Source organism: Streptomyces sp. BK208 (assembly GCF_004364245.1).
GTDB lineage: Bacteria > Actinomycetota > Actinomycetes > Streptomycetales > Streptomycetaceae > Streptomyces.
This window is the reverse complement of sequence record NZ_SOAV01000008.1, coordinates 268,874-287,596: the sequence shown is the minus strand read 5'-3', so window position 1 is coordinate 287,596 and position 18,723 is coordinate 268,874. Positions and strand designations below refer to the sequence as shown.

The following is an 18,723-nucleotide window of genomic DNA, read 5'->3' as shown; positions in this document are numbered from 1 at the left end:
CGGCGGGTGCGGGGGCTGCTCGGGGTCGGCTCTGCGCTCTCGGCGGTCACGCCCGCATTCTGCCCCCGGCCCTCGCCACCCGCACGTGAGGGGCGGCTCCGGCACCCCTGTGCCGGAGCCGCCCCTCAGGGGTCCGTGACCGTCGGGCGGGTCAGCCCTCGGCGCCGGCCTGGGCGTGCTCGCCGGAGACCTTGTGCACGGGGTGGTTCTGCTTCGGCTGGCCGAGGCCCATCATCCGCATGATGTAGCCGACGACACCACCGAGGAGCACGACCACCAGGCCGGCCCAGAAGCCCCACGGCTGGGCGGCCACCATGAACATGCCCGCGATGCAGAAACCGATGAAGGCGATGATGACACCGGTCCAGGCGGCCGGGGTGTGACCGTGGCTGCTGCCCGCCATTGCTTGCTCCTCGTTGCTGTGTGCCATGTCTGAGCAGGACGCTCGCACCCATTGTCCCGCACGGGGACACGCGCGGTGAGCGGGGGTGCTCCGGCGGGTGAACGCGGGCCCGGCGGCGGGTCAGGCGCTGGTGGGGTCCTCGCCGCGGTCGATGGCCTTCCACAGGTCCTCGGGGCGGTCCGGGTCCACGGTCTGGGGCCTGCGGCGCGGGCGCGGGGTGCCGTCGCGCTCGTAGCGGCCGGACATCGCGGGCCACTGGCGGCCGTAGCGCAGCGCGAGCAGTCCGGCGAGCAGGAGCAGGGCGCCGCCCACGGCCGCGACGTAGGGCCAGGCGGTGTGGGAGAGCGCGTCGACGGTGGCCGAGGTGTCGCCGGCCGCCTCGGCGGCCTGGTCGTCGAGCGCGGCGCCGTCCGTGGCGCCCACGAGGGCGGCGGCGACGGTGCCCGCGCCGCTCAGCGCGAGCACGGCGGCGACGGCGAGGCGGCCGGCGCGGCGCACGGCGAAGACGGCGACGAGCGCGGCGAGGCCGACTACGGCGAGCGCCGCGGGCACCCCCGTGACGTCGCTGCCCTTGGCGCTCAGCGGGAACGCGCCGCCGGCCACCGTCGCGGTGCCCTGCGCCCACTCCTGCCGGGTGGCGAGCAGGACGACGGCGGCGCCGAGCGCGCCGCACAGCAGGGCGACGGCGAGGCTCCGGCGGCCGGCCCGGGCGGGTCCTGCGGCTGGGGTGCGGGGGTGAGGAACAGCTGTCACGTACCCCACTATCACCCGAACCCCGGGCGAACCGTCACCCGGGGTTCGAAATGGAGGGCGTGATAATCACCCCACCGTCCCGTCCGGCCGGTCCTGTCGCGTCAGCCGGTTGGCCGTGTGCACGGCCCGCAGCACCGCCGCCGCCTTGTTGCGGCACTCGGTGTCCTCGGCGACCGGGTCGGAGTCGGCGACGACTCCCGCGCCGGCCTGGACGTAGGCCGTGCCGTCGCGCAGCAGCGCCGTGCGGATGGCGATGGCGGTGTCGGAGTCGCCCGCGAAGTCGAGGTAGCCGACGCAGCCGCCGTACAGGCCGCGGCGGGAGGGTTCGAGTTCGTCGATGATCTGCAGGGCGCGCGGCTTGGGTGCCCCGGAGAGGGTGCCGGCCGGGAAGCAGGCGGTGAGGACGTCGAAGGCGGTGCGGCCGGGGGCGACCCGGCCGGTGACCGTCGAGACGATGTGCATGACGTGCGAGTACCGCTCGACGGACATGAAGTCGACGACCTCGACGGAGCCGGGCTCGCAGACCCGTCCGAGGTCGTTGCGGCCGAGGTCGACGAGCATCAGGTGCTCGGCGCGCTCCTTGGGGTCGGCGAGCAGTTCGTCGGCGAGCGCCTGGTCCTCCTGCGGGGTGGCGCCGCGCGGGCGGGTGCCGGCGATGGGGTGCACCAGGGCGCGCCCGTCCTCGACCTTGACCAGCGCCTCGGGCGACGAGCCGACGACGTCGAAGCCGTCGAGGCGCAGCAGGTACATGTACGGGGAGGGGTTGGTGGCGCGCAGGACCCGGTAGACGTCGAGCGCGCTCGCCGTGCAGGGCGTCTCGAAGCGCTGCGAGGGGACGACCTGGAAGGCCTCGCCCGCGCGGATGCGCTCCTTGATGTCCTCGACGGCGTCCTGGAAGTCGGGGCCGCCCCACAGCGCGGTGTACTCCGGCAGCTCGGAGGGCGGCAGCGCGGCCGGGGGCTGGGCGACCGCGCGGGTGAGGTCGGCCTCCATGGCGTCCAGGCGGGCGATCGCGTCGGCGTAGGCCTCGTCGACGCCGGTCTCCAGGTGGTTGTGGTTGATCGCGTTGGCGATCAGCAGGACCGAGCCCTCCCAGTGGTCCATCACGGCGAGGTCGCTGGTGAGCAGCATGGTCAGCTCGGGCAGCCGCAGGTCGTCGCGCTCACCGGGGCCGACCTTCTCCAGGCGGCGCACGATGTCGTAGCCGAGGTAGCCGACCATGCCGCCGGTGAAGGGCGGCAGGCCCAGGTCGTGGGCGAGGTCGCGGGGGGTGTGCAGGGCCTCTACGGTGGCGCGCAGGGCGGCGAGCGGGTCGCCGTCGGTGGGGACGCCGACGGGCGGGGTCCCCTGCCAGTGCGCCTGCCCGTCCTTCTCGGTGAGGGTGGCGGCACTGCGGACGCCGACGAAGGAGTACCTGGACCAGGATCGTCCGTTCTCGGCGGACTCCAGGAGGAAGGTGCCGGGGCGCTCGGCGGCGAGCTTGCGGTACAGGGCCACCGGGGTGTCGCCGTCGGCGAGGAGCTTGCGGCTCACCGGGATCACCCGGCGGTCGGCGGCCAGCTTGCGGAAGGTGTCGAGGTCCATGTCATGCGTGACGTCCATGGCGGCAGACCCTACTGACCCGCCCGGGGCGCGTCGGCGCCCGCGGCGTCTTCAGCGCCCGCGGCGTCTTCGGCACCCGCGGCGTCCCCGGCGAGCAGCACGTCCGCGTCGAAGCAGGTGCGGGCGCCGGTGTGGCAGGCGGCGCCGACCTGGTCCACCTTGACGAGCACGGTGTCGGCGTCGCAGTCCAGGGCGACGGACCTGACCCACTGGAAGTGCCCGGAGGTGTCGCCCTTGACCCAGTACTCCCGGCGGCTGCGCGACCAGTAGGTGCAGCGTCCGGTGGTCAGCGTGCGGTACAGGGCCTCGTCGTCCATCCAGCCGAGCATCAGCACCTCCCCGGTGTCGTACTGCTGGGCGATGGCGGGCAGGAGGCCGTCCGCGGTGCGCTTGAGCCGGTCGGCGATCTCCGGGGCGAGCGGGCTGGGGCGCCCGGGGCCGCCGCTGTCGGGGGAGCTGCTGGTCATGCACCCCATTGTGCCGCCCGGGACGGGCCCTCCCGCGGGATGTCCACTGGGCGGACCCGGCCGGCCGCCGTAGGCTGACTCCATGTCGACTTTCGCCAAGCGTGAACGGCTTCTGCTCGCCGACCTGTTGGAGACGGCTGGTCCGGACGCCCCGACCCTGTGCGACGGCTGGCGGACCCGCGAACTCGCCGCGCACGTGGTGGTGCGCGAGCGCCGGCCCGACGCCGCCGGGGGCAGCATGATCAAGCCGCTGGCGGCGCGGCTCGACCGGGTGATGGAGGAGTACGGCGCGAAGCCGTACGAGGTACTGATCCAGCTGATCCGCTCAGGTCCGCCCCGCTTCTCCCCCTTCCAGCTCAAGCAGGTCGACGAGGCGGCGAACACGGTCGAGTTCTACGTCCACACGGAGGACGTCCGCCGCGCCCGGCCCGACTGGACGCCGCGCGAGCTGGACCCGGTCTTCCAGGACGCCCTGTGGTCCCGGCTGGAGCGCGCCGCCCGGCTGATGGGCCGGGGCATCCCGACGGGGCTGGTCCTGCGCCGTCCCAACGGTCAGACGACGGTCGCCCACCGGGGCACGCCGGTGGTGACCGCCACGGGCGAGCCGTCGGAGCTGCTGCTGTTCGCGTACGGCCGGCAGGACGCCGCCGAGGTGGCGCTGGAGGGCGAGAAGGACGCGATCGCCCGGCTGCGGGAGACGAAGCAGCTGGGCATCTGAGGCCCGCCGCTCACGCCGGCAGCTCGGCCCGCCGTACGCCGGGCGCGCACAGGGCGACGACCCCGCCCAGGCCGCACACGGCGGCGCTGACGGCGAAGACCGGACCGGTCCCCCACAGGCCGATGGCGGCGGCCGACAGGGGCATGCTCAGCGGCGCTATCCCCAGGCTGACGAGGCCGCCGACGGCGGTGACGCGGCCCAGGTAGGCGGGGTCGGACTGGGCCTGGAGCAGGGCGCCGCACATGGCGCCGCTGAGGCCCGCGAGCAGGCCGATGAGCAGCGCCGTGCCGACGGCCACGGGGAGGGCGGACGCGTGGGCCAGGGCGGCGATCGCGGCCGCGCCGGGGACGATGGTGCCGGCGGCGACGCACCCGGCGCGCGGCAGGCGTCCCCGTACGGCCAGCAGCAGGGCGGCGGCCCCGGCGCCGGTCCCGAACCCCGCGAGCACCCAGCCCATCCCGGACGCTCCCCAGCCCCGCTCGTCCGCGAGCAGGGTGAGGCCCACGTTGAGGGGGCCGACAAAGCCCAGGTCGCCGAGGGCGATGGTCACCATGAGCGGACCGAGGACGCGGTGCCGGCGGACGTAGCGGAGCCCGCCCACCAGGTCGCGCCAGGCCGTGGTCTCCCGCGCGGCTCCCGCGCCGTCGGCCGGCAGGTCGCGCATCCGGACGGAGATCAGCAGCGGCACGGACACGGCGATCAGCAGTCCCGCGAACGCGAAGGCCGCCGCCGCGCCGCCGACCGCCACCCCGAGCCCGCCGAGCGGTGCGCCCACGACGGCCGCGAAGCGCAGGGCGAGTCCGCGCATGCCCTGGACGCGGGCGAGCTGGTCCGTGCCGGTGATCCGTGCCGGGAGCGCCCCCACGGCGGGCATGAACACGGCGTCGACGGTGCCGAAGACGACGGCGAGCAGGGCGAGGAGCCACAGCCCGGGGTCGGCCGCGAACAGCACGGCGGCGACCGCGAGGACCGCGGCGCACCGTACGGCGTCGCTGCCGATGACGACCCGGCGCGGCCCGAACCGGTCGGCCACGACTCCGCCGCCCAGCATGAGCAGCGCGCGCGGCACCGCGCTGACGGCGGTGACCAGGCCGGCCTGCGCGGGGGTGCCGTTCTGCACGGCGGCCCAGGACAGCGCGAGGAAGAACACCGTGTCGCCGACCATGGACGCCGTGTAGGCGGCGACCCAGCGCAGGACGTTGGGGTCGCGGTGGGCGGGGACGGAGACGGCGGCGGGTATCCGTACGTCCGTCACGGACGTGGTCGTCTCAGACAAGGGAGGGAACTCCGTGGACGTGCGGGGCGGGGCTCTCGCGGCCCTCGGTGTCGCCGGCGGCTTCCGCGGCCCGCCCGCGCCCCTCCTTCCTCGCCGGGGCGAACGGTTCCACGCCCGGTTCGCCCGGGTCGGCGGGGGTGGGCCGGAGCGGCGGCCGGCCGTCGGGGGCGGTCGGGTTCCGCCTTTCCTTGCGCATCCTGGGGTTCCCTCTACCGGACGGGGTGACCCGCTCCGCGCAGGGTGTCCTTCACCTCGCCGATCCGCAGGTCGCCGAAGTGGAAGACCGACGCCGCCAGGACCGCGTCCGCGCCCGCCTCGACCGCCGGGGCGAAGTGGGCGAGGCTGCCCGCACCACCCGAGGCGATCACCGGGACGCTCACGTGCTTGCGCACCGCCGCCAGCATCTCCAGGTCGTAGCCGTCCTTGGTGCCGTCGGCGTCCATCGAGTTGAGCAGGATCTCCCCCGCGCCCAGCTCGGCGGCCCGGTGCGCCCACTCCACCGCGTCGATGCCGGTGCCGCGCCGGCCGCCGTGGGTGGTCACCTCGAAGGTGCCGGTGTCGGTGCGGCGCGCGTCGACCGACAGGACGAGGACCTGCCGGCCGAACCGCTCGGCGATCTCGCGGATCAGGTCGGGCCGGGCGATGGCGGCCGTGTTGACGCCCACCTTGTCGGCGCCGGCCCGCAGCAGCTTGTCGACGTCCTCGGCGGTGCGCACGCCGCCGCCGACGGTGAGCGGGATGAACACCTGCTCGGCGGTGCGGCGCACCACGTCGTAGGTCGTCTCGCGGTTGCCCGACGAGGCGGTGATGTCCAGGAACGTCAGCTCGTCGGCGCCCTCGGCGTCGTACACCTTGGCCATCTCGACGGGGTCGCCCGCGTCGCGCAGGTTCTGGAAGTTGACGCCCTTGACGACCCGGCCGTTGTCCACGTCCAGGCAGGGGATGACTCGGACCGCCAGGGTCATGAATCCACGGCTCCTCTATACGCTTCCACTTCGACCGACACCAGCACCCGCGAGTCGATGAAACCCTGCACGACCAGCAGGGTCGTGACCGGGCGCACGGAGTCGAACAGCTCCTTGTGGGCGCGGCCCACCGCGTCGACGTCACGGGAGTGGGCCAGGCACACCCGGGTCCTGATCACGGACTCGATGCCGAGCCCGAACTCGGCGAGGGCCTCGACGGCGGTGCCGAAGGCCACCTTCGTCTGTTCGTACGGGTCGCCCTCGCCGTAGAGCATGTCGCCCTTGAAGGCGGTGGTGCCCGCCACGATGACACGGTCACCCGCCGCCACGGCCCGTGCGAAACCGAAGGACTCTTCCCAGGGACTTCCGCTCTGCACGCGCCGTACGGCTTCGGATGTCATGTGGACACAGCCTCCAAGGCTTCTTCCAGGGTGAACGCCTTCGCGTACAGGGCCTTCCCGACGATGGCCCCCTCGACACCGGCCGGGACGAGCCCGGAGATCGCGCGCAGGTCGTCCAGGGACGACACGCCGCCCGACGCCACGACCGGCCGGTCGGTGGCCGCGCAGACGTTCTTCAGGAGCTCCAGGTTGGGGCCCTGGAGGGTGCCGTCCTTGGCGATGTCGGTGACGACGTACCGGGCGCAGCCCTCCTTGTTCAGGCGGTCCAGCGTCTCGTAAAGGTCGCCTCCGTCGCGGGTCCAGCCGCGGCCGCGCAGCGTCGTGCCGCGGACGTCGAGACCGACCGCGATCTTGTCGCCGTGCTCGGCGATGACCTTGGCGACCCACTCGGGGGTCTCCAGGGCGGCGGTGCCGAGGTTGACGCGGGTGCAGCCGGTGGCGAGGGCGGCGGCGAGGGTGTCGTCGTCGCGGATGCCGCCGGACAGCTCGACCTTGATGTCCATGGCCTTCGCGACCTCGGCGATCAGCGCGCGGTTGTCCCCCGTGCCGAACGCGGCGTCCAGGTCGACCAGGTGCAGCCACTCGGCACCGGAGCGCTGCCAGGCCAGGGCGGCCTCCAGCGGGGAGCCGTAGGAGGTCTCGGTGCCGGACTCGCCGTGCACGAGGCGGACGGCCTGGCCGTCGCGGACGTCGACGGCGGGGAGGAGTTCGAGCTTGCTCATCTCTACAGGGTCTCGATCCAGTTGGTGAGGAGCTGGGCTCCGGCGTCGCCGGACTTCTCGGGGTGGAACTGCGTGGCCCACAGCGCGCCGTTCTCCACGGCGGCCACGAAGGGCTTGCCGTGCGTGGACCAGGTGACCCTGGGCTCGGCGATCAGCGGGTTGTGCGACTCCTGGGTCCACTCGTGGACGGCGTAGGAGTGCACGAAGTAGAAGCGGGCGTCGGCGTCCAGGCCGGCGAAGAGCTGCGAGTCGGCCGGTGCCTCGACCGTGTTCCAGCCCATGTGGGGCACGACGTCGGCCTGGAGCGGTCCGACCGTGCCGGGCCACTCGTCCAGGCCCTCGGCCTCCACGCCGTGCTCGATGCCGCGCGAGAAGAGGATCTGCATGCCGACGCAGATGCCCATGACCGGGCGGCCGCCGGACAGCCGGCGGTCGACGATCCAGTCGCCGCGGGCGGCCTTGAGGCCGTCCATGCAGGCGGCGAACGCGCCGACGCCGGGGACCAGCAGCCCGTCGGCGTTCAGGGCCCTGTCGTAGTCATGGGTGATCTCGACGTCGGCTCCCGCGCGCGCGAGGGCGCGCTCGGCGGAGCGGACGTTGCCGAAGCCGTAGTCGAAGACGACGACCTTTTTGGCCGGGGTGGCGCCGGTCAATTCCAGACCTCCAGCCTCAGGACGCCCGCGAGCAGACACAGCGCGGCGCCGATGGAGAGCAGCACGATCAGGCCCTTGGGCATCTGCTGCTTGGCGAAGGAGTAGATGCCGCCGAGGAAGAAGAGACCGACGACGATCAGTGCGGTGGACGTGCCGTTCATGGGTTACAGCGCACCCTTCGTGGAGGGCAGGATGCCGGCCGCGCGCGGGTCGCGCTCCGAGGCGTAGCGCAGGGCCCGGGCCAGTGCCTTGAACTGGCACTCCACGATGTGGTGCGCGTTGCGCCCGTACGGCACGTGCACGTGCAGGGCGACCTGGGCCTGAGCCACGAAGGACTCCAGGATGTGCCGGGTCATCGTCACGTCGTACTCGCCGATCATCGGCGCCATGTTCTCGGGCTCGGTGTGCACGAGGTAGGGGCGGCCGGAGAGGTCGACGGTGACCTGGGCGAGGGACTCGTCCAGCGGGACCGTGCAGTTGCCGAAGCGGTAGATGCCCACCTTGTCGCCGAGGGCCTGCTTGAAGGCGGCGCCCAGTGCGAGGGCGGTGTCCTCGATGGTGTGGTGGGAGTCGATGTGCAGGTCGCCGTCGGTCTTCACGGTCAGGTCGAACAGACCGTGCCGGCCGAGCTGGTCGAGCATGTGGTCGTAGAAACCGACGCCGGTGGCGATGTCGGTCTTGCCGGTGCCGTCGAGGTCGATCTCGACGAGGACCGAGGTCTCCTTGGTCGTGCGCTCCACGCGTCCCACGCGGCTCATGTGCTCTGCTCCTTCTTGACTTCACGGACCGCGTCGAGGAACGCGTCGTTCTCCTCCGGGGTGCCGGCGGTGACCCGCAGCCAGCCCGGTACGCCGTTGTCCCGGACCAGGACGCCCCGGTCGAGGATCCTGCGCCAGACCTCCTGGGCGTCGGCGAAGCGCCCGAATTGGACGAAGTTGGCGTCGGACTCGGTCACCTCGTAGCCGATGGCGCGCAGTTCGGCGACCAGCCGGTCCCGCTCGGTCTTCAGCTGCTCGACGTACTTCAGCAGCGTGTCCGTGTGCTCCAGGGCGGCCAGGGCGGTCGCCTGGGTGACGGCCGACAGGTGGTACGGCAGCCGTACGAGCTGGACGGCGTCGACGACGGCCGGGTGCGCGGCGAGGTAGCCCAGGCGCAGGCCCGCCGCGCCGAACGCCTTCGACATCGTGCGCGAGACGACCAGGTTCGGGCGGCCCGCCAGCAGCGGCAGCAGCGAGGCGCCGTGGCTGAACTCGATGTACGCCTCGTCCACCACGACCATGGAGGGCTTCGCCGCCTGGGCCGCGTCGTGGAGCGCGACGACGGCTTCGGCCGGGACCGCGGTACCCGTGGGGTTGTTGGGGGTGGTGATGAAGACGACGTCCGGGCGGTGCTCCGCGATCGCCCGCTCGGCGGCGGGCACGTCGACGGTGAAGTCCTCGTGGCGCGGCCCGGAGATCCAGCCGGTGCCGGTGCCGCGCGCGATGAGGCCGTGCATCGAGTACGACGGCTCGAAGCCGATCGCGGTGCGCCCCGGTCCGCCGAAGGTCTGCAGCAGCTGCTGGATGACCTCGTTGGAGCCGTTGGCCGCCCAGACGTTGCTCGCGTCCAGGGGGTGTCCGGAGGTCTCGGTCAGGTACTCGGCGAGCTTCGTGCGCAGCTCGACCGCGTCCCGGTCGGGGTAGCGGTTGAGGTCGCGGGCCGCCTCGCGGACGCGCTCGGCGATCCGCTCGACCAGGGCCTCGGGCAGCGGGTAGGGGTTCTCGTTGGTGTTCAGCCGTACCGGCACGTCCAGCTGGGGCGCGCCGTAGGGGGACTTGCCGCGCAGCTCGTCCCGTACGGGGAGATCGTCGATGCCGAACGTCACTTGCTCTCCGGGACCTTCCACTCGAACCTCGCCTTGATCGCCGCACCGTGTGCGGGCAGGTCCTCGGCCTCCGCCAGCGTCACCACGTGATGGGCGACCTCGGCGAGCGCGTCGCGCGTGTAGTCGACGATGTGGATGCCGCGCAGGAAGGACTGCACCGACAGGCCCGAGGAGTGGCAGGCGCAGCCGCCGGTGGGCAGGACGTGGTTGGACCCGGCCGCGTAGTCGCCGAGGGAGACGGGCGCCCAGGGGCCGACGAAGATCGCACCGGCGTTCTTGACCCGGTCGGCGACGGCGGCGGCGTCGGCGGTCTGGATCTCCAGGTGCTCCGCGCCGTAGGCGTCGACGACGCGCAGCCCCTCGTCGAGGCCGTCGACGAGCACGATCGCGGACTGGCGGCCGGCCAGGGCCGGGCGGATCCGGTCCTCGATGTGCTTGGTGGCCTCGACCTGCGGGTGCAGCTCCTTGTCCACCGCGTCCGCCAGCTCCACGGAGTCGGTGACGAGGACGGCGGCGGCCAGCGGGTCGTGCTCGGCCTGGCTGATCAGGTCGGAGGCGACGTGCACCGGGTCGGCGGTCGAGTCCGCCAGGACGGCGATCTCGGTCGGGCCGGCCTCGGCGTCGATGCCGATCCTGCCGGTGAAGTAGCGCTTGGCGGCGGCGACCCAGATGTTGCCGGGGCCGGTGACCATGTCGGCGGGCGGGCAGGACTCGGTGCCGTAGGCGAACATCGCGACGGCGGTGGCGCCACCGGCCGCGTAGACCTCGTCGACGCCGAGCAGGGCGCAGGCGGCCAGGATGGTGGGGTGCGGGATGCCGCCGAACTCGGCCTGCGCGGGCGAGGCGAGCGCGATCGAGCCGACGCCGGCCTCCTGCGCGGGCACCACGTTCATGACCACGGAGGACGGGTAGACCGACCGGCCGCCGGGCACGTAGAGCCCGACCCGCTCGACCGGCACCCACTTCTCGGTGACCGAGCCGCCGGGCACGACCTGCGTGGTGTGCGTGGTGCGGCGCTGCTCACGGTGGACGAGACGGGCACGCCGGATGGACTCCTCCAGCGCGGCGCGCACGGCCGGGTCCAGGCCCTCCAGGGCGCGGGTCAGCTCCTCGGCCGGGACGCGCACCCGCTCCAGCCGGACGCCGTCGAACTGCTCGGTGAAGTCGATCAGCGCCGCGTCCCCGCGATGATGCACGGCCTCGCAGATCGGACGCACCTTCTCCAGGGCGGCCGAGACGTCGAAGTCGGCTCGGGGCAGCAGGTCGCGCAGGGCCGGGCCCTCGGGGAGGGCGTCGCCGCGCAGATCGATTCGGGAGATCACGCAACCAATTCTCTCAGACCCGCGTCGGGCCCGGTCCGCGCGTATCAATGGCTGATACGGAATGCGACGGGCGCTCACGGTCCGGGGCGAACTCCCGCGATTCGTGCTCACTTTGAGTGTTCACACCGTCACTCAGTGGGCATGAACGGTTGTACGAAGGGTGTGTGACCACCGAGTAGTCGAGGAGGGGGTGAAGCCTTGTGACCGAAGGGACGGGCCATCGTGACGGAGAGTTGCCGGACGACCTGACCATCGCGGAGGCCGGCATGTGGCAGGCCTTCCGCAACGGCAGCGTGTACGACCTGAGCAGCGGCGACGCGCTCGTCGACGACCCGCACGGCCCGCGTCCGTGGGGTCCGGAGCGGACCGTGCGGGCCCGCGTGGTGTGCTGGCTGCTTCTCGACGGTCCGCCGGCGCTCGCCGGCCGGGTGTCCTCGCTGCAACTGGTGGGCGTGCGGATCAGCGACACGATGGATCTGGCGGGCGGCACGGTGGTGCCCTACGTCGAGCTGCGGGGCTGCCGCTTCGACCGGGAGGTGCTGCTGCCGGAGACCCGGTTCACGACCGTGCGGCTGGTGGACTGCTCGGTGCCGCGCCTCGAAGCGGCCCGGCTGCACACCGAGGGCGACCTGCATCTGCCGCGCTCCCGCTTCCCCGGCGGGATCCGGCTGACGGACGCGCAGATAGGCACCGACCTGATGCTCAACCAGGCGATCGTGCACCGGGACCGCAGCGGGCGCTCCATAGCGGCGGACGGCCTGACGGTCGGCCAGGACCTCCAGGCCGAGATGCTGGAGTCGCACGGCGAGGTGAGCCTGCGCAGCGCCCAGGTCGGCGTCTCGCTGAGCCTGCGCGGCGCCCGGCTGCTCAATCCGTACACGCGGCACGCGCTGAACGCCCCGCAGCTGACGGTGGAGCGCACCCTGTACCTGACCCCGGCGGGCCTCGGCAGCCCGCTGCTGCGGGGCACCACCCCGGCCCAGGGCACCCGTGTCCAGCGCTTCGAGTGCGAGGGCGGGGTGCGGCTCGACGACGGGCGGTTCGGCGACGCCCTGGACCTGGAGCACGCCCGGTTCACCTTCACCGACGACCAGGAGCTGTCGCTGCGCCGCGTGCAGACGCCGGAGCTGCGCTTCCTGGGCGAGCGCCCGGCGCGCGGGCGGGTGGTGCTGTCGGGGGCCCGGGTGGTCAACCTGATGGACCGGGCGGACAGCTGGCCGGGCCCCGGGCGGCTGCACATGGGCGGTTTCGCCTACGAGAACCTGGTGCCGCGCGGGCCGTTCCCGCTGGAGAAGCGGCTGCGGTGGGTGGGCGCCGCGACCGCCGAGTACCACCCGGAGCCGTACGAGAGGCTCGCCGCGGTGCTGCGGGCCGGCGGCGAGGACGAGGACGCCCGCGAGGTGCTGCTCGCCAAGCACCGCAGGCGCCGCGAGAGCCTGCCGGTCGCGGCGAAGCTGGTGGGGTACGCGCAGGACTGGACGGTCGCCTACGGTTACCGGCCGGGCCGGGCGGCGGTGTGGATGGCGGTCCTGTGGGCGGCCGGCACCCTCGCCTTCGCCCGCGCGGACCCGCCCCCGCTGAAGAGCGGCGAACAGCCGGACTGGAACCCCGCCCTCTTCGCCCTCGACCTGCTCCTGCCGGTGATCGACCTGGGCCAGGCGGGTTCCTGGCAGCTCCACGACGCCTGGCAGTGGCTGTCCACGGCCCTGGTCCTGCTGGGCTGGGTCCTGGCGACGACCGTGGCCGCGGGCGCCACCCGCCTGCTCCGCAGGAGCTGACCCCACCCGGCCGCGCACAGGGCCGGCCCACGACCCGGAGCGGCCCGCGCGGACACCGGCCGCCTCCGGCACCCCGGCGGCCCGGGCACCCGGCGCAGGCCTCCGCGCGGGGCCGGCTCCTCACGCCGGGCGTGACGGCGGGCGCCACCCGCCCGCCGGCGGCGTTCTGCGGCCGCGCCCCGGACGCCGGCGCCCGGAGCCGGGGAGGCCCGCTCGACATGGGCGCGGAAGCCGGGCGGCCCGGGCACGCGGCGCCGGGTGCAGGTCCTCGTGCGGGCCCCCGCACTCCGTCACCGGGCGGGCCGTGGCGGGAAGCCCGGCGGGGCCCGCATCGGACGACGCGTCCGCTGCCCGTGGTGCGGCTGCTCACCCGGCCGGCCGAAGGCGCAGCCGGGGCCGCACAACCATCCCGAAGCCTCGTCCGTCCTACTTCCCATGCTGCGCGCGTTCCTGCGGACCGCGGCTGCCCGGGTCCGCTCCCGGTCTCCACGGCCCGCCCCCGACGACGACGTGCTCCTCGACGCCCCCGACGACCGCCTCGCCCCGGCCCTCGTCGCCGCGGCCCGCGGCGAGCACGGCCCCGCGGCCGGCCTCCTCGCCGGCACCCGGGAGAACGCCGAATGGGACCACCGCGACCGGTACACGACCCGGCTCGCCGCCTTCGCCCGCTCCCGCCCCGAGTGGCTCGACACCTGGCGCGCCACCGCACCGGACGATCCCGACGCCCTGCTGGTGTCGGCCCGCCTCGCGGTCCACCGTCACTGGGACTCACCGGCCCGCGCCGAGCTCCTGCGCCAGCTGCTCCCCGCGGTCGTCGCCGCGGCCGGGGCCGCCGGTCCCGTCGATCCGGTGCCCTGGCGGACCGCGCTGGACGCCGCACGGGGAGCGCGCGCCCCGCACGCCGAGTTCGAGCGGCTGTGGGAGCAGGCGGTCCGCCGCTCCCCGCACCACTACGGCAGTCACGTCGTCGCCCTGGAGTACCTGGCCGACACCTCGCCCCACGCCCACGGCGAGTGCCTGGACTTCGCGGAGCGGGCCGCGCAGGACGCCCCCGAGGACGCGCTCGTACGCGCGCTGCCCCTGCGCGCCGCCTTCACCTGCCTGCGGACCGACGCCGCCGGCACCGGCCCCCGCACCGGCGGCGCCTCCGCCGTGGGCGCGCACCGTGCCCGGCTGCACGCCGCGGCCGACCGTGCGACCGCCCTCTCCGCGGCCCACCCGGCGGCCGACCCGTGGGCGGCGGAACTGCGGAACCTGCTCGTCTACGTGCTCGTACGCCTGGACCGCCACCGGGACGCGGCGGAGCAACTCCGGCTGACCGGCCCGTACGTCACGTCCTTCCCGTGGGACCGGGACACGGACGACCCCGACCCGCTCGGCCGCTTCCTCCAGGTCCGCGCGGACGTCCGTGCGCGCCTGAAGACGGGTGCCCATTAGGCTTCTGCGTCGTGACCACCGTCCGGCTCCCCCTGTTCCCCCTGAACTCCGTCCTGTTCCCGGGGCTGGTACTTCCGCTCAACATCTTCGAGGAGCGCTATCGCGCCATGATGCGCGAGCTGCTGAAGACCCCGGAGGACGAACCACGCCGGTTCGCCGTCGTGGCGATCCGCGACGGCTGCGAGGTGGCCCCGAGCGCCCCCGGACTGCCCGACGGGACGACCACCGAGGAGAGCGGCCCGACGGCCGGGTTCGGGGCCGACCCGCTCAAGGCGTTCCACAAGGTCGGCTGCATCGCGGACGCGGCGACGATCCGCGAGCGGTCCGACGGCACCTTCGAGGTGCTCGCCACCGGCACCAACCGGGTACGCCTGGTCTCGGTGGACGCCTCGGGCCCCTTCCTGACCGCCGAGCTCGAGCCGCTGCCGGAGGAGCCGGGCGACGAGGCGGGCGCGCTCGCCGAGGGCGTACTGCGGTCCTTCCGGCAGTACCAGAAGCGGCTGGCGGGAGCCCGCGAGCGGTCGCTGGCGACCGGCGCCGACCTGCCGGACGAACCGGGCGTGGTCTCCTACCTGGTCGCCGCCGCCATGATGCTGGACACGCCGACGAAGCAGCGCCTGCTCCAGGCCCCGGACACGGCCTCCCGGCTGCGGGACGAGCTGAAACTCCTTCGCTCCGAGACCTCCATCATCCGTACGCTGCCGTCCCTGCCGGCGTCGGAACTGACGCGCGGCCCGACGAGTCTCAACTGAGGTACTGGCCCGCATGGCGAAGAAGCCGAGCAAGGCGAACAAGAAGCAGCAGCCGGGCGGCACGCCCGCGACGGTGGCGCTCACCGCGGCCGGGGTGGCGTACACGGTCCACGCGTACGAGCACGATCCGGCCCACCCGTCCTACGGCGAGGAGGCGGCCGAGGCGATGGGCGTCTCGCCGGAGCGGGTGTTCAAGACCTTGGTGGCGGACGTCGACGGCGCCCTGACGGTGGCGGTGGTGCCGGTCGCGGGCCGGCTGGACCTCAAGGCGCTGGCGGCCGCGGTCGGCGGCAAGCGCGCGGCGATGGCCGACCCGGCCCTGGCCGAGCGCACCACGGGCTACGTACGCGGCGGCATCTCCCCGCTGGGCCAGCGCAAGCGGCTCGCCACGGTCCTGGACGCGTCGGCCGCGGACCACGCCACGATCTGCGTGTCGGCGGGCCGCCGCGGCCTGGAGATCGAACTCTCCCCCGACGCCCTCACCACGCTCACCGACGCAACCCGAGCCCCGATCTCCCGCCCCGCGTAGCCACGCGCGCCTCCCCCACTACGGGCAGCCGTGTCCCCGCCCCCAGCTGCGGGCAGTCGTGCCTCCGCCAGTGCCTGAACGGCCTGGGAGGTACCCCCGGGGCGGCGCGGGTGGGCGGTGGGGGGCCTCCCGCTCGAGCGAAGCCGAGAGTGGGGGAGGCACCCCGCAGCGCCGGGCCGCGCACACTCCCGCCCGGCCGACGGCACCCCGCAACGCCGGGCCACGCCACGCCCCTCCGCTCCCCGGAGGCAGAGCCCTACTTGCCCCCGTACGGCCCCGGCCCCGCCGGATGCACCCCCGGCGCAGGCCACGGATCCGGCTCCGGATCCCGCGGCCCGAAGAGCCCCGTCAACCCCAGGTGCACCACCAGCGCCGCGAACGGCCACGCCAGCAGCACCCCCTTCGCCCCCAGCTTCAGCGGCGCGGAGAACGTCACCCCCTCGCCCACCTCCTTGGCGTGCGCGATCACGTCCCGCGCGGGCCCGAGCTGCACCCCGAGCCACCACGCCAGCAGCGACCCGAGCAGACCGCCGACGCCGAGGGCCACCACCAGCGGCACTCCCCCGCGCCGGCGCAGCAGGAAGACCACTACCGCGCTGAGCGCCCCGAACGCCAGCGCGAGCAGCGTGAACGTTCCGTCGACGCCGATCGCCTGCTCGCCCTCGGAGTCCTTCAGGTAGACGATCCAGCTGCCGTCGACCACATCGCCCACCAGGGGCACACTCGGCGCCAGCTGCCACCACAGCACGCCGAGCAGCGCGCCGAAGAGCGCGACCACCACCACGGTCACGGCGGCCTGCCACACTTCCTTCAACATCCCGGGGCCGTCCTGTTCGCCGAGGGGGTCACCGTGCACGTCGTACGGGCCGCCGGGCGCGGCGCCCACCGCGTGCGCACCGACGGGCGGCGGCACCGGTCCGCCCCGCTGCGACGGGCGTTCGTTCGGCGGGGGTGGCGGAGTCAAGGGTGCGGTCACCGTGCCATCGTGCCAAACGCGTGTGTGCGGCGCGTCACCGGACGGCGGCCCGGCGGTACGCCCAGGTGGCCACGGCCAGCGAGATCACCCCGACCGCGGCGCACACCGCGAGGTCGCCGAGGACGAAGCCCCAGTCGGGCCGGCTGCCGAAGGTGCGCGCGAAGGCCTCCACGCCGTAGGTGGAGGGCAGCAGATCCCGGGCCAGGCGCACCACCTGCGGCATCCGTTCGGGCGGCAGCACGCCGAGGAGCAGGGCCGCCGACATGCCGAGCTGGCCCAGCAGGGTGGCGAACTCGGGCCGGGGGGCGAGCAGGCCCAGCGCCGCGCCCAGTCCGGCGAGCGCGGCGCCCGCCAGCGGGATGACGGCCAGCAGCACCCACAGATGGGTCATCGGCAGCCCGAACAGCAGGCATCCGAACACCGCCGTCACCGCGGTCCCGGGCGCGGTGAAGGACGCGTACGCGCCCGCCGCGCCCAGCACCACCGCGGCGGGCGGCACCGGCAGCGTCGCGTAGTGGTCGAGGCCGCCGCTCGCGCGCAGCTGGCCGAAGTACTGGGCGAGGAGGTTCAGCGCGACGAAGGCCACGACCAGCACCGCCGACCCGGCGACCACGGCCCGTGCCTCGCCGCCGCCGTCCACGACGCCCCGCATCAGGATCATGATGCCGACCGACTGGAAGGTCGCCACGAACAGCAGCGGGATGCGCGCCACTCGCGCCCGGGACAGCTGCGCCCGGTAGACGGCCACCAGGGAGGGCCACAGCCGTGCCTTGGGCCCCAGCTCGGCCGGACCGGCCGCCTGCCGCTCCTCGGCTGCCCGGGCAGCGCCCTGCAGGGCGTCGGCGGGTACGACACTCACGTCGCGCTGCTCCCCTTCGCTAGGGTCGTTCTCGCTGGGCTCGTTCTGGCCGAGGTCGCTCCGGCTGGGGCCGTTCGGAGCGGTCGCCCGAACGGGTACGGTCGCCACGGGTACGGCTCCCGCGGCCGGTGTGCTCACCGCCCGTGTGCTCACGCCCTCACCAGCCCCTGCCGTGCGGCGCCGCCCAGCGCCAGGTACACGTCCTCCAGGCTGGGCGTGGCCAGGGTGAAGTCGTCCAGGGCTGCGAAGGCGGCGCCCCCGGTGACGGTGGCGACGACGGCGCGGGCCTCCTCGGGAGCGAGCCGCAGCGTCCAGCGGCGTCCCGACTCGGCGACGCGGTCGCGCAGGGCGGCGACCTCCGGGACGTTCAGCGGCGCGCTCTCGCGCCACACCAGGTCGACGCGGACCTCCCCGGCGACGCTCTCCTTGAGCCCCGAGGGCGTGTCGCAGGCGATCACGCGGCCCCGGTCGAGGACGGCGACGCGGTCGAGGACGGTCTCGGCCTCGATGACGTTGTGGGTGACCAGCAGCACGGTGGTGCCGTGTTCGGCGCGCCGCCGGTCGACGGCCGACCACACCGCACGCCGGGCCACCGGGTCCATGCCGGTGGTCGGCTCGTCCAGGACGAGCAGCGGCCGCTCCCCCACCAGTGCGGCGGCGAAGCAGGCCAGGCGGCGCTGGCCGCCGGAGAGCTTCTTGATCGGGCGGCCGGCCAGCCCGGTCAGGCCCAGCTCCTCGAGGACGGCGTCCCGCTCGGCGCGGGCCCGCCGCACCTCCAGGCCGCGCAGCCGTCCGGTGGTCTCGGCGGCGAGCGACACGGTCAGCTCGTCCAGGGCGCTGGACTCCTGGCCCAGGTAGGCGAGGATCCGCGCGGCCCGCTCCGGGTGGCGCACGATGTCGTGACCGAGGATCTCCACGCTGCCGCCGTCGGGCCGCATCAGCCCGGTGAGCTGGCGCACGAGGGTGGACTTGCCGGCGCCGTTGGGTCCGAGCAGCCCGAAGATCTCACCACGGCGGATGTCCAGGGTGACGTCGTCGGTGGCCCGCACCTCGGGGACGGCCGGGGCGCCGCGCCTGCCGCGCACCGCGGGATAGGTCTTGGTCAGCGCGCGCACCACGCACACGGCATCGCCACCGGGTCGAGGTGCCTGTGCCGCGCGCGTATCCACAAGGGACGAGACTACGGGGTCCGTCCCCCCGTCCGGCTCCCGGGTCCGCCCATAAGTGTCGATTCAACCGGGTGCGC

General features: G+C 74.2%; 21 protein-coding genes. 5 read left to right on the top strand and 16 right to left on the bottom strand.

Going from position 1 to position 18,723, the window contains the following annotated elements; translation table 11 throughout:
- Positions 1 to 151: 151 nt before the first annotated feature.
- The 4 genes from EV562_RS21545 to hisI form a co-directional block, all read right to left on the bottom strand.
- Complete coding sequence (locus EV562_RS21545; RefSeq protein ID WP_133888458.1) at positions 152 to 403, bottom strand: HGxxPAAW family protein; 252 nt, start codon at positions 401 to 403, stop codon at positions 152 to 154.
- 120 nt (positions 404 to 523) lie between these two features.
- Complete coding sequence (locus EV562_RS21540; RefSeq protein ID WP_133888457.1) at positions 524 to 1,165, bottom strand: TIGR02234 family membrane protein; 642 nt, start codon at positions 1,163 to 1,165, stop codon at positions 524 to 526.
- A 57-nt stretch (positions 1,166 to 1,222) separates the two neighbouring features.
- On the bottom strand, positions 1,223 to 2,758 hold the full coding sequence (locus EV562_RS21535) for an anthranilate synthase component I (protein ID WP_133888456.1): 1,536 nt from the start codon (positions 2,756 to 2,758) through the stop codon (positions 1,223 to 1,225).
- An 11-nt stretch (positions 2,759 to 2,769) separates the two neighbouring features.
- A complete protein-coding gene (gene hisI, locus EV562_RS21530) occupies positions 2,770 to 3,225 on the bottom strand; it encodes a phosphoribosyl-AMP cyclohydrolase (protein WP_133888455.1) in 456 nt (151 codons plus the stop codon).
- Between the two features lie 82 nt (positions 3,226 to 3,307).
- Between hisI and EV562_RS21525 the strand changes: the two genes are divergently transcribed.
- Positions 3,308 to 3,943 carry a TIGR03085 family metal-binding protein gene (locus tag EV562_RS21525; protein WP_133888454.1) on the top strand — a complete coding sequence of 212 codons (636 nt, stop codon included), beginning with the start codon at positions 3,308 to 3,310 and terminating at the stop codon, positions 3,941 to 3,943.
- A 10-nt stretch (positions 3,944 to 3,953) separates the two neighbouring features.
- Here the strand turns inward: EV562_RS21525 and EV562_RS21520 are convergent, their stop codons facing one another.
- The 9 genes from EV562_RS21520 to hisD form a co-directional block, all read right to left on the bottom strand.
- A complete protein-coding gene (locus EV562_RS21520) occupies positions 3,954 to 5,219 on the bottom strand; it encodes an MFS transporter (RefSeq protein WP_133888453.1) in 1,266 nt (421 codons plus the stop codon).
- Between the two features lie 209 nt (positions 5,220 to 5,428).
- Positions 5,429 to 6,184 (bottom strand): imidazole glycerol phosphate synthase subunit HisF, encoded by a 756-nt coding sequence (gene hisF, locus EV562_RS21515; protein WP_133888452.1) that lies wholly within the window; start codon positions 6,182 to 6,184, stop codon positions 5,429 to 5,431.
- Positions 6,181 to 6,585, bottom strand: coding sequence for a RidA family protein (locus tag EV562_RS21510; RefSeq protein ID WP_052841504.1), 405 nt, complete (start codon positions 6,583 to 6,585; stop codon positions 6,181 to 6,183). The genes hisF and EV562_RS21510 overlap by 4 nt, the downstream gene beginning before the upstream one ends.
- A complete protein-coding gene (gene priA / locus EV562_RS21505) occupies positions 6,582 to 7,307 on the bottom strand; it encodes a bifunctional 1-(5-phosphoribosyl)-5-((5-phosphoribosylamino)methylideneamino)imidazole-4-carboxamide isomerase/phosphoribosylanthranilate isomerase PriA (RefSeq protein WP_061445275.1) in 726 nt (241 codons plus the stop codon). The genes EV562_RS21510 and priA overlap by 4 nt, the downstream gene beginning before the upstream one ends.
- A 2-nt stretch (positions 7,308 to 7,309) precedes the next feature.
- On the bottom strand, positions 7,310 to 7,966 hold the full coding sequence (hisH, locus tag EV562_RS21500) for an imidazole glycerol phosphate synthase subunit HisH (protein ID WP_133888563.1): 657 nt from the start codon (positions 7,964 to 7,966) through the stop codon (positions 7,310 to 7,312).
- Complete coding sequence (locus tag EV562_RS35135; RefSeq protein WP_166661923.1) at positions 7,957 to 8,121, bottom strand: hypothetical protein; 165 nt, start codon at positions 8,119 to 8,121, stop codon at positions 7,957 to 7,959. Before EV562_RS35135 ends, hisH begins: the two co-directional genes overlap by 10 nt.
- Positions 8,122 to 8,124: 3 nt before the next feature.
- Positions 8,125 to 8,718: an imidazoleglycerol-phosphate dehydratase HisB gene (gene hisB / locus EV562_RS21495; protein ID WP_030186039.1), complete on the bottom strand. Its 594-nt coding sequence runs from the start codon at positions 8,716 to 8,718 to the stop codon at positions 8,125 to 8,127.
- Positions 8,715 to 9,824 (bottom strand): histidinol-phosphate transaminase, encoded by a 1,110-nt coding sequence (locus EV562_RS21490; protein ID WP_133888451.1) that lies wholly within the window; start codon positions 9,822 to 9,824, stop codon positions 8,715 to 8,717. Before EV562_RS21490 ends, hisB begins: the two co-directional genes overlap by 4 nt.
- Positions 9,821 to 11,146, bottom strand: coding sequence for a histidinol dehydrogenase (gene hisD, locus EV562_RS21485; protein ID WP_133888450.1), 1,326 nt, complete (start codon positions 11,144 to 11,146; stop codon positions 9,821 to 9,823). The genes EV562_RS21490 and hisD overlap by 4 nt, the downstream gene beginning before the upstream one ends.
- 200 nt (positions 11,147 to 11,346) lie before the next feature.
- Between hisD and EV562_RS21480 the strand changes: the two genes are divergently transcribed.
- The 4 genes from EV562_RS21480 to ybaK all read left to right on the top strand — a co-directional run bounded on the left by EV562_RS21480 (position 11,347) and on the right by ybaK (position 15,642).
- Positions 11,347 to 12,924 carry an oxidoreductase gene (locus tag EV562_RS21480; protein ID WP_133888449.1) on the top strand — a complete coding sequence of 526 codons (1,578 nt, stop codon included), beginning with the start codon at positions 11,347 to 11,349 and terminating at the stop codon, positions 12,922 to 12,924.
- Positions 12,925 to 13,359: 435 nt separating this feature from the next.
- Entirely contained in the window at positions 13,360 to 14,361 is a 1,002-nt protein-coding gene (locus EV562_RS21475) for a hypothetical protein (RefSeq protein WP_133888448.1), read from the top strand.
- A gap of 11 nt (positions 14,362 to 14,372) precedes the next feature.
- Complete coding sequence (locus tag EV562_RS21470) at positions 14,373 to 15,113, top strand: LON peptidase substrate-binding domain-containing protein (protein ID WP_133888447.1); 741 nt, start codon at positions 14,373 to 14,375, stop codon at positions 15,111 to 15,113.
- A gap of 13 nt (positions 15,114 to 15,126) precedes the next feature.
- Entirely contained in the window at positions 15,127 to 15,642 is a 516-nt protein-coding gene (gene ybaK, locus EV562_RS21465) for a Cys-tRNA(Pro) deacylase (RefSeq protein ID WP_133888446.1), read from the top strand.
- A gap of 256 nt (positions 15,643 to 15,898) precedes the next feature.
- Here the strand turns inward: ybaK and EV562_RS21460 are convergent, their stop codons facing one another.
- From EV562_RS21460 to EV562_RS21450, 3 genes are all read right to left on the bottom strand, one after another.
- Positions 15,899 to 16,618, bottom strand: a complete 720-nt coding sequence (locus EV562_RS21460) for an AAA family ATPase (RefSeq protein ID WP_133888445.1) — start codon at positions 16,616 to 16,618, stop codon at positions 15,899 to 15,901.
- A gap of 34 nt (positions 16,619 to 16,652) precedes the next feature.
- Positions 16,653 to 17,477 (bottom strand): ABC transporter permease, encoded by an 825-nt coding sequence (locus EV562_RS21455; RefSeq protein ID WP_133888444.1) that lies wholly within the window; start codon positions 17,475 to 17,477, stop codon positions 16,653 to 16,655.
- Positions 17,478 to 17,626: 149 nt separating this feature from the next.
- Positions 17,627 to 18,601, bottom strand: coding sequence for an ABC transporter ATP-binding protein (locus EV562_RS21450; protein ID WP_133888443.1), 975 nt, complete (start codon positions 18,599 to 18,601; stop codon positions 17,627 to 17,629).
- Between the last annotated feature and the right edge of the window lie 122 nt (positions 18,602 to 18,723).

Bases quoted from the DNA above. Each gene is read 5' to 3' on its own strand.
- EV562_RS21545 (WP_133888458.1), bottom strand. From the start codon at position 403: ATGGCGGGCAGCAGCCACGGTCACACCCCGGCCGCCTGGACCGGTGTC.
- EV562_RS21535 (WP_133888456.1), bottom strand. From the start codon at position 2,758: ATGGACGTCACGCATGACATGGACCTCGACACCTTCCGCAAGCTGGCC.
- hisI (WP_133888455.1), bottom strand. From the start codon at position 3,225: ATGACCAGCAGCTCCCCCGACAGCGGCGGCCCCGGGCGCCCCAGCCCG.
- EV562_RS21525 (WP_133888454.1), top strand. From the start codon at position 3,308: ATGTCGACTTTCGCCAAGCGTGAACGGCTTCTGCTCGCCGACCTGTTG.
- hisF (WP_133888452.1), bottom strand. From the start codon at position 6,184: ATGACCCTGGCGGTCCGAGTCATCCCCTGCCTGGACGTGGACAACGGC.
- EV562_RS21510 (WP_052841504.1), bottom strand. From the start codon at position 6,585: ATGACATCCGAAGCCGTACGGCGCGTGCAGAGCGGAAGTCCCTGGGAA.
- priA (WP_061445275.1), bottom strand. From the start codon at position 7,307: ATGAGCAAGCTCGAACTCCTCCCCGCCGTCGACGTCCGCGACGGCCAG.
- EV562_RS35135 (WP_166661923.1), bottom strand. From the start codon at position 8,121: ATGAACGGCACGTCCACCGCACTGATCGTCGTCGGTCTCTTCTTCCTC.
- hisB (WP_030186039.1), bottom strand. From the start codon at position 8,718: ATGAGCCGCGTGGGACGCGTGGAGCGCACGACCAAGGAGACCTCGGTC.
- EV562_RS21475 (WP_133888448.1), top strand. From the start codon at position 13,360: ATGCTGCGCGCGTTCCTGCGGACCGCGGCTGCCCGGGTCCGCTCCCGG.
- ybaK (WP_133888446.1), top strand. From the start codon at position 15,127: ATGGCGAAGAAGCCGAGCAAGGCGAACAAGAAGCAGCAGCCGGGCGGC.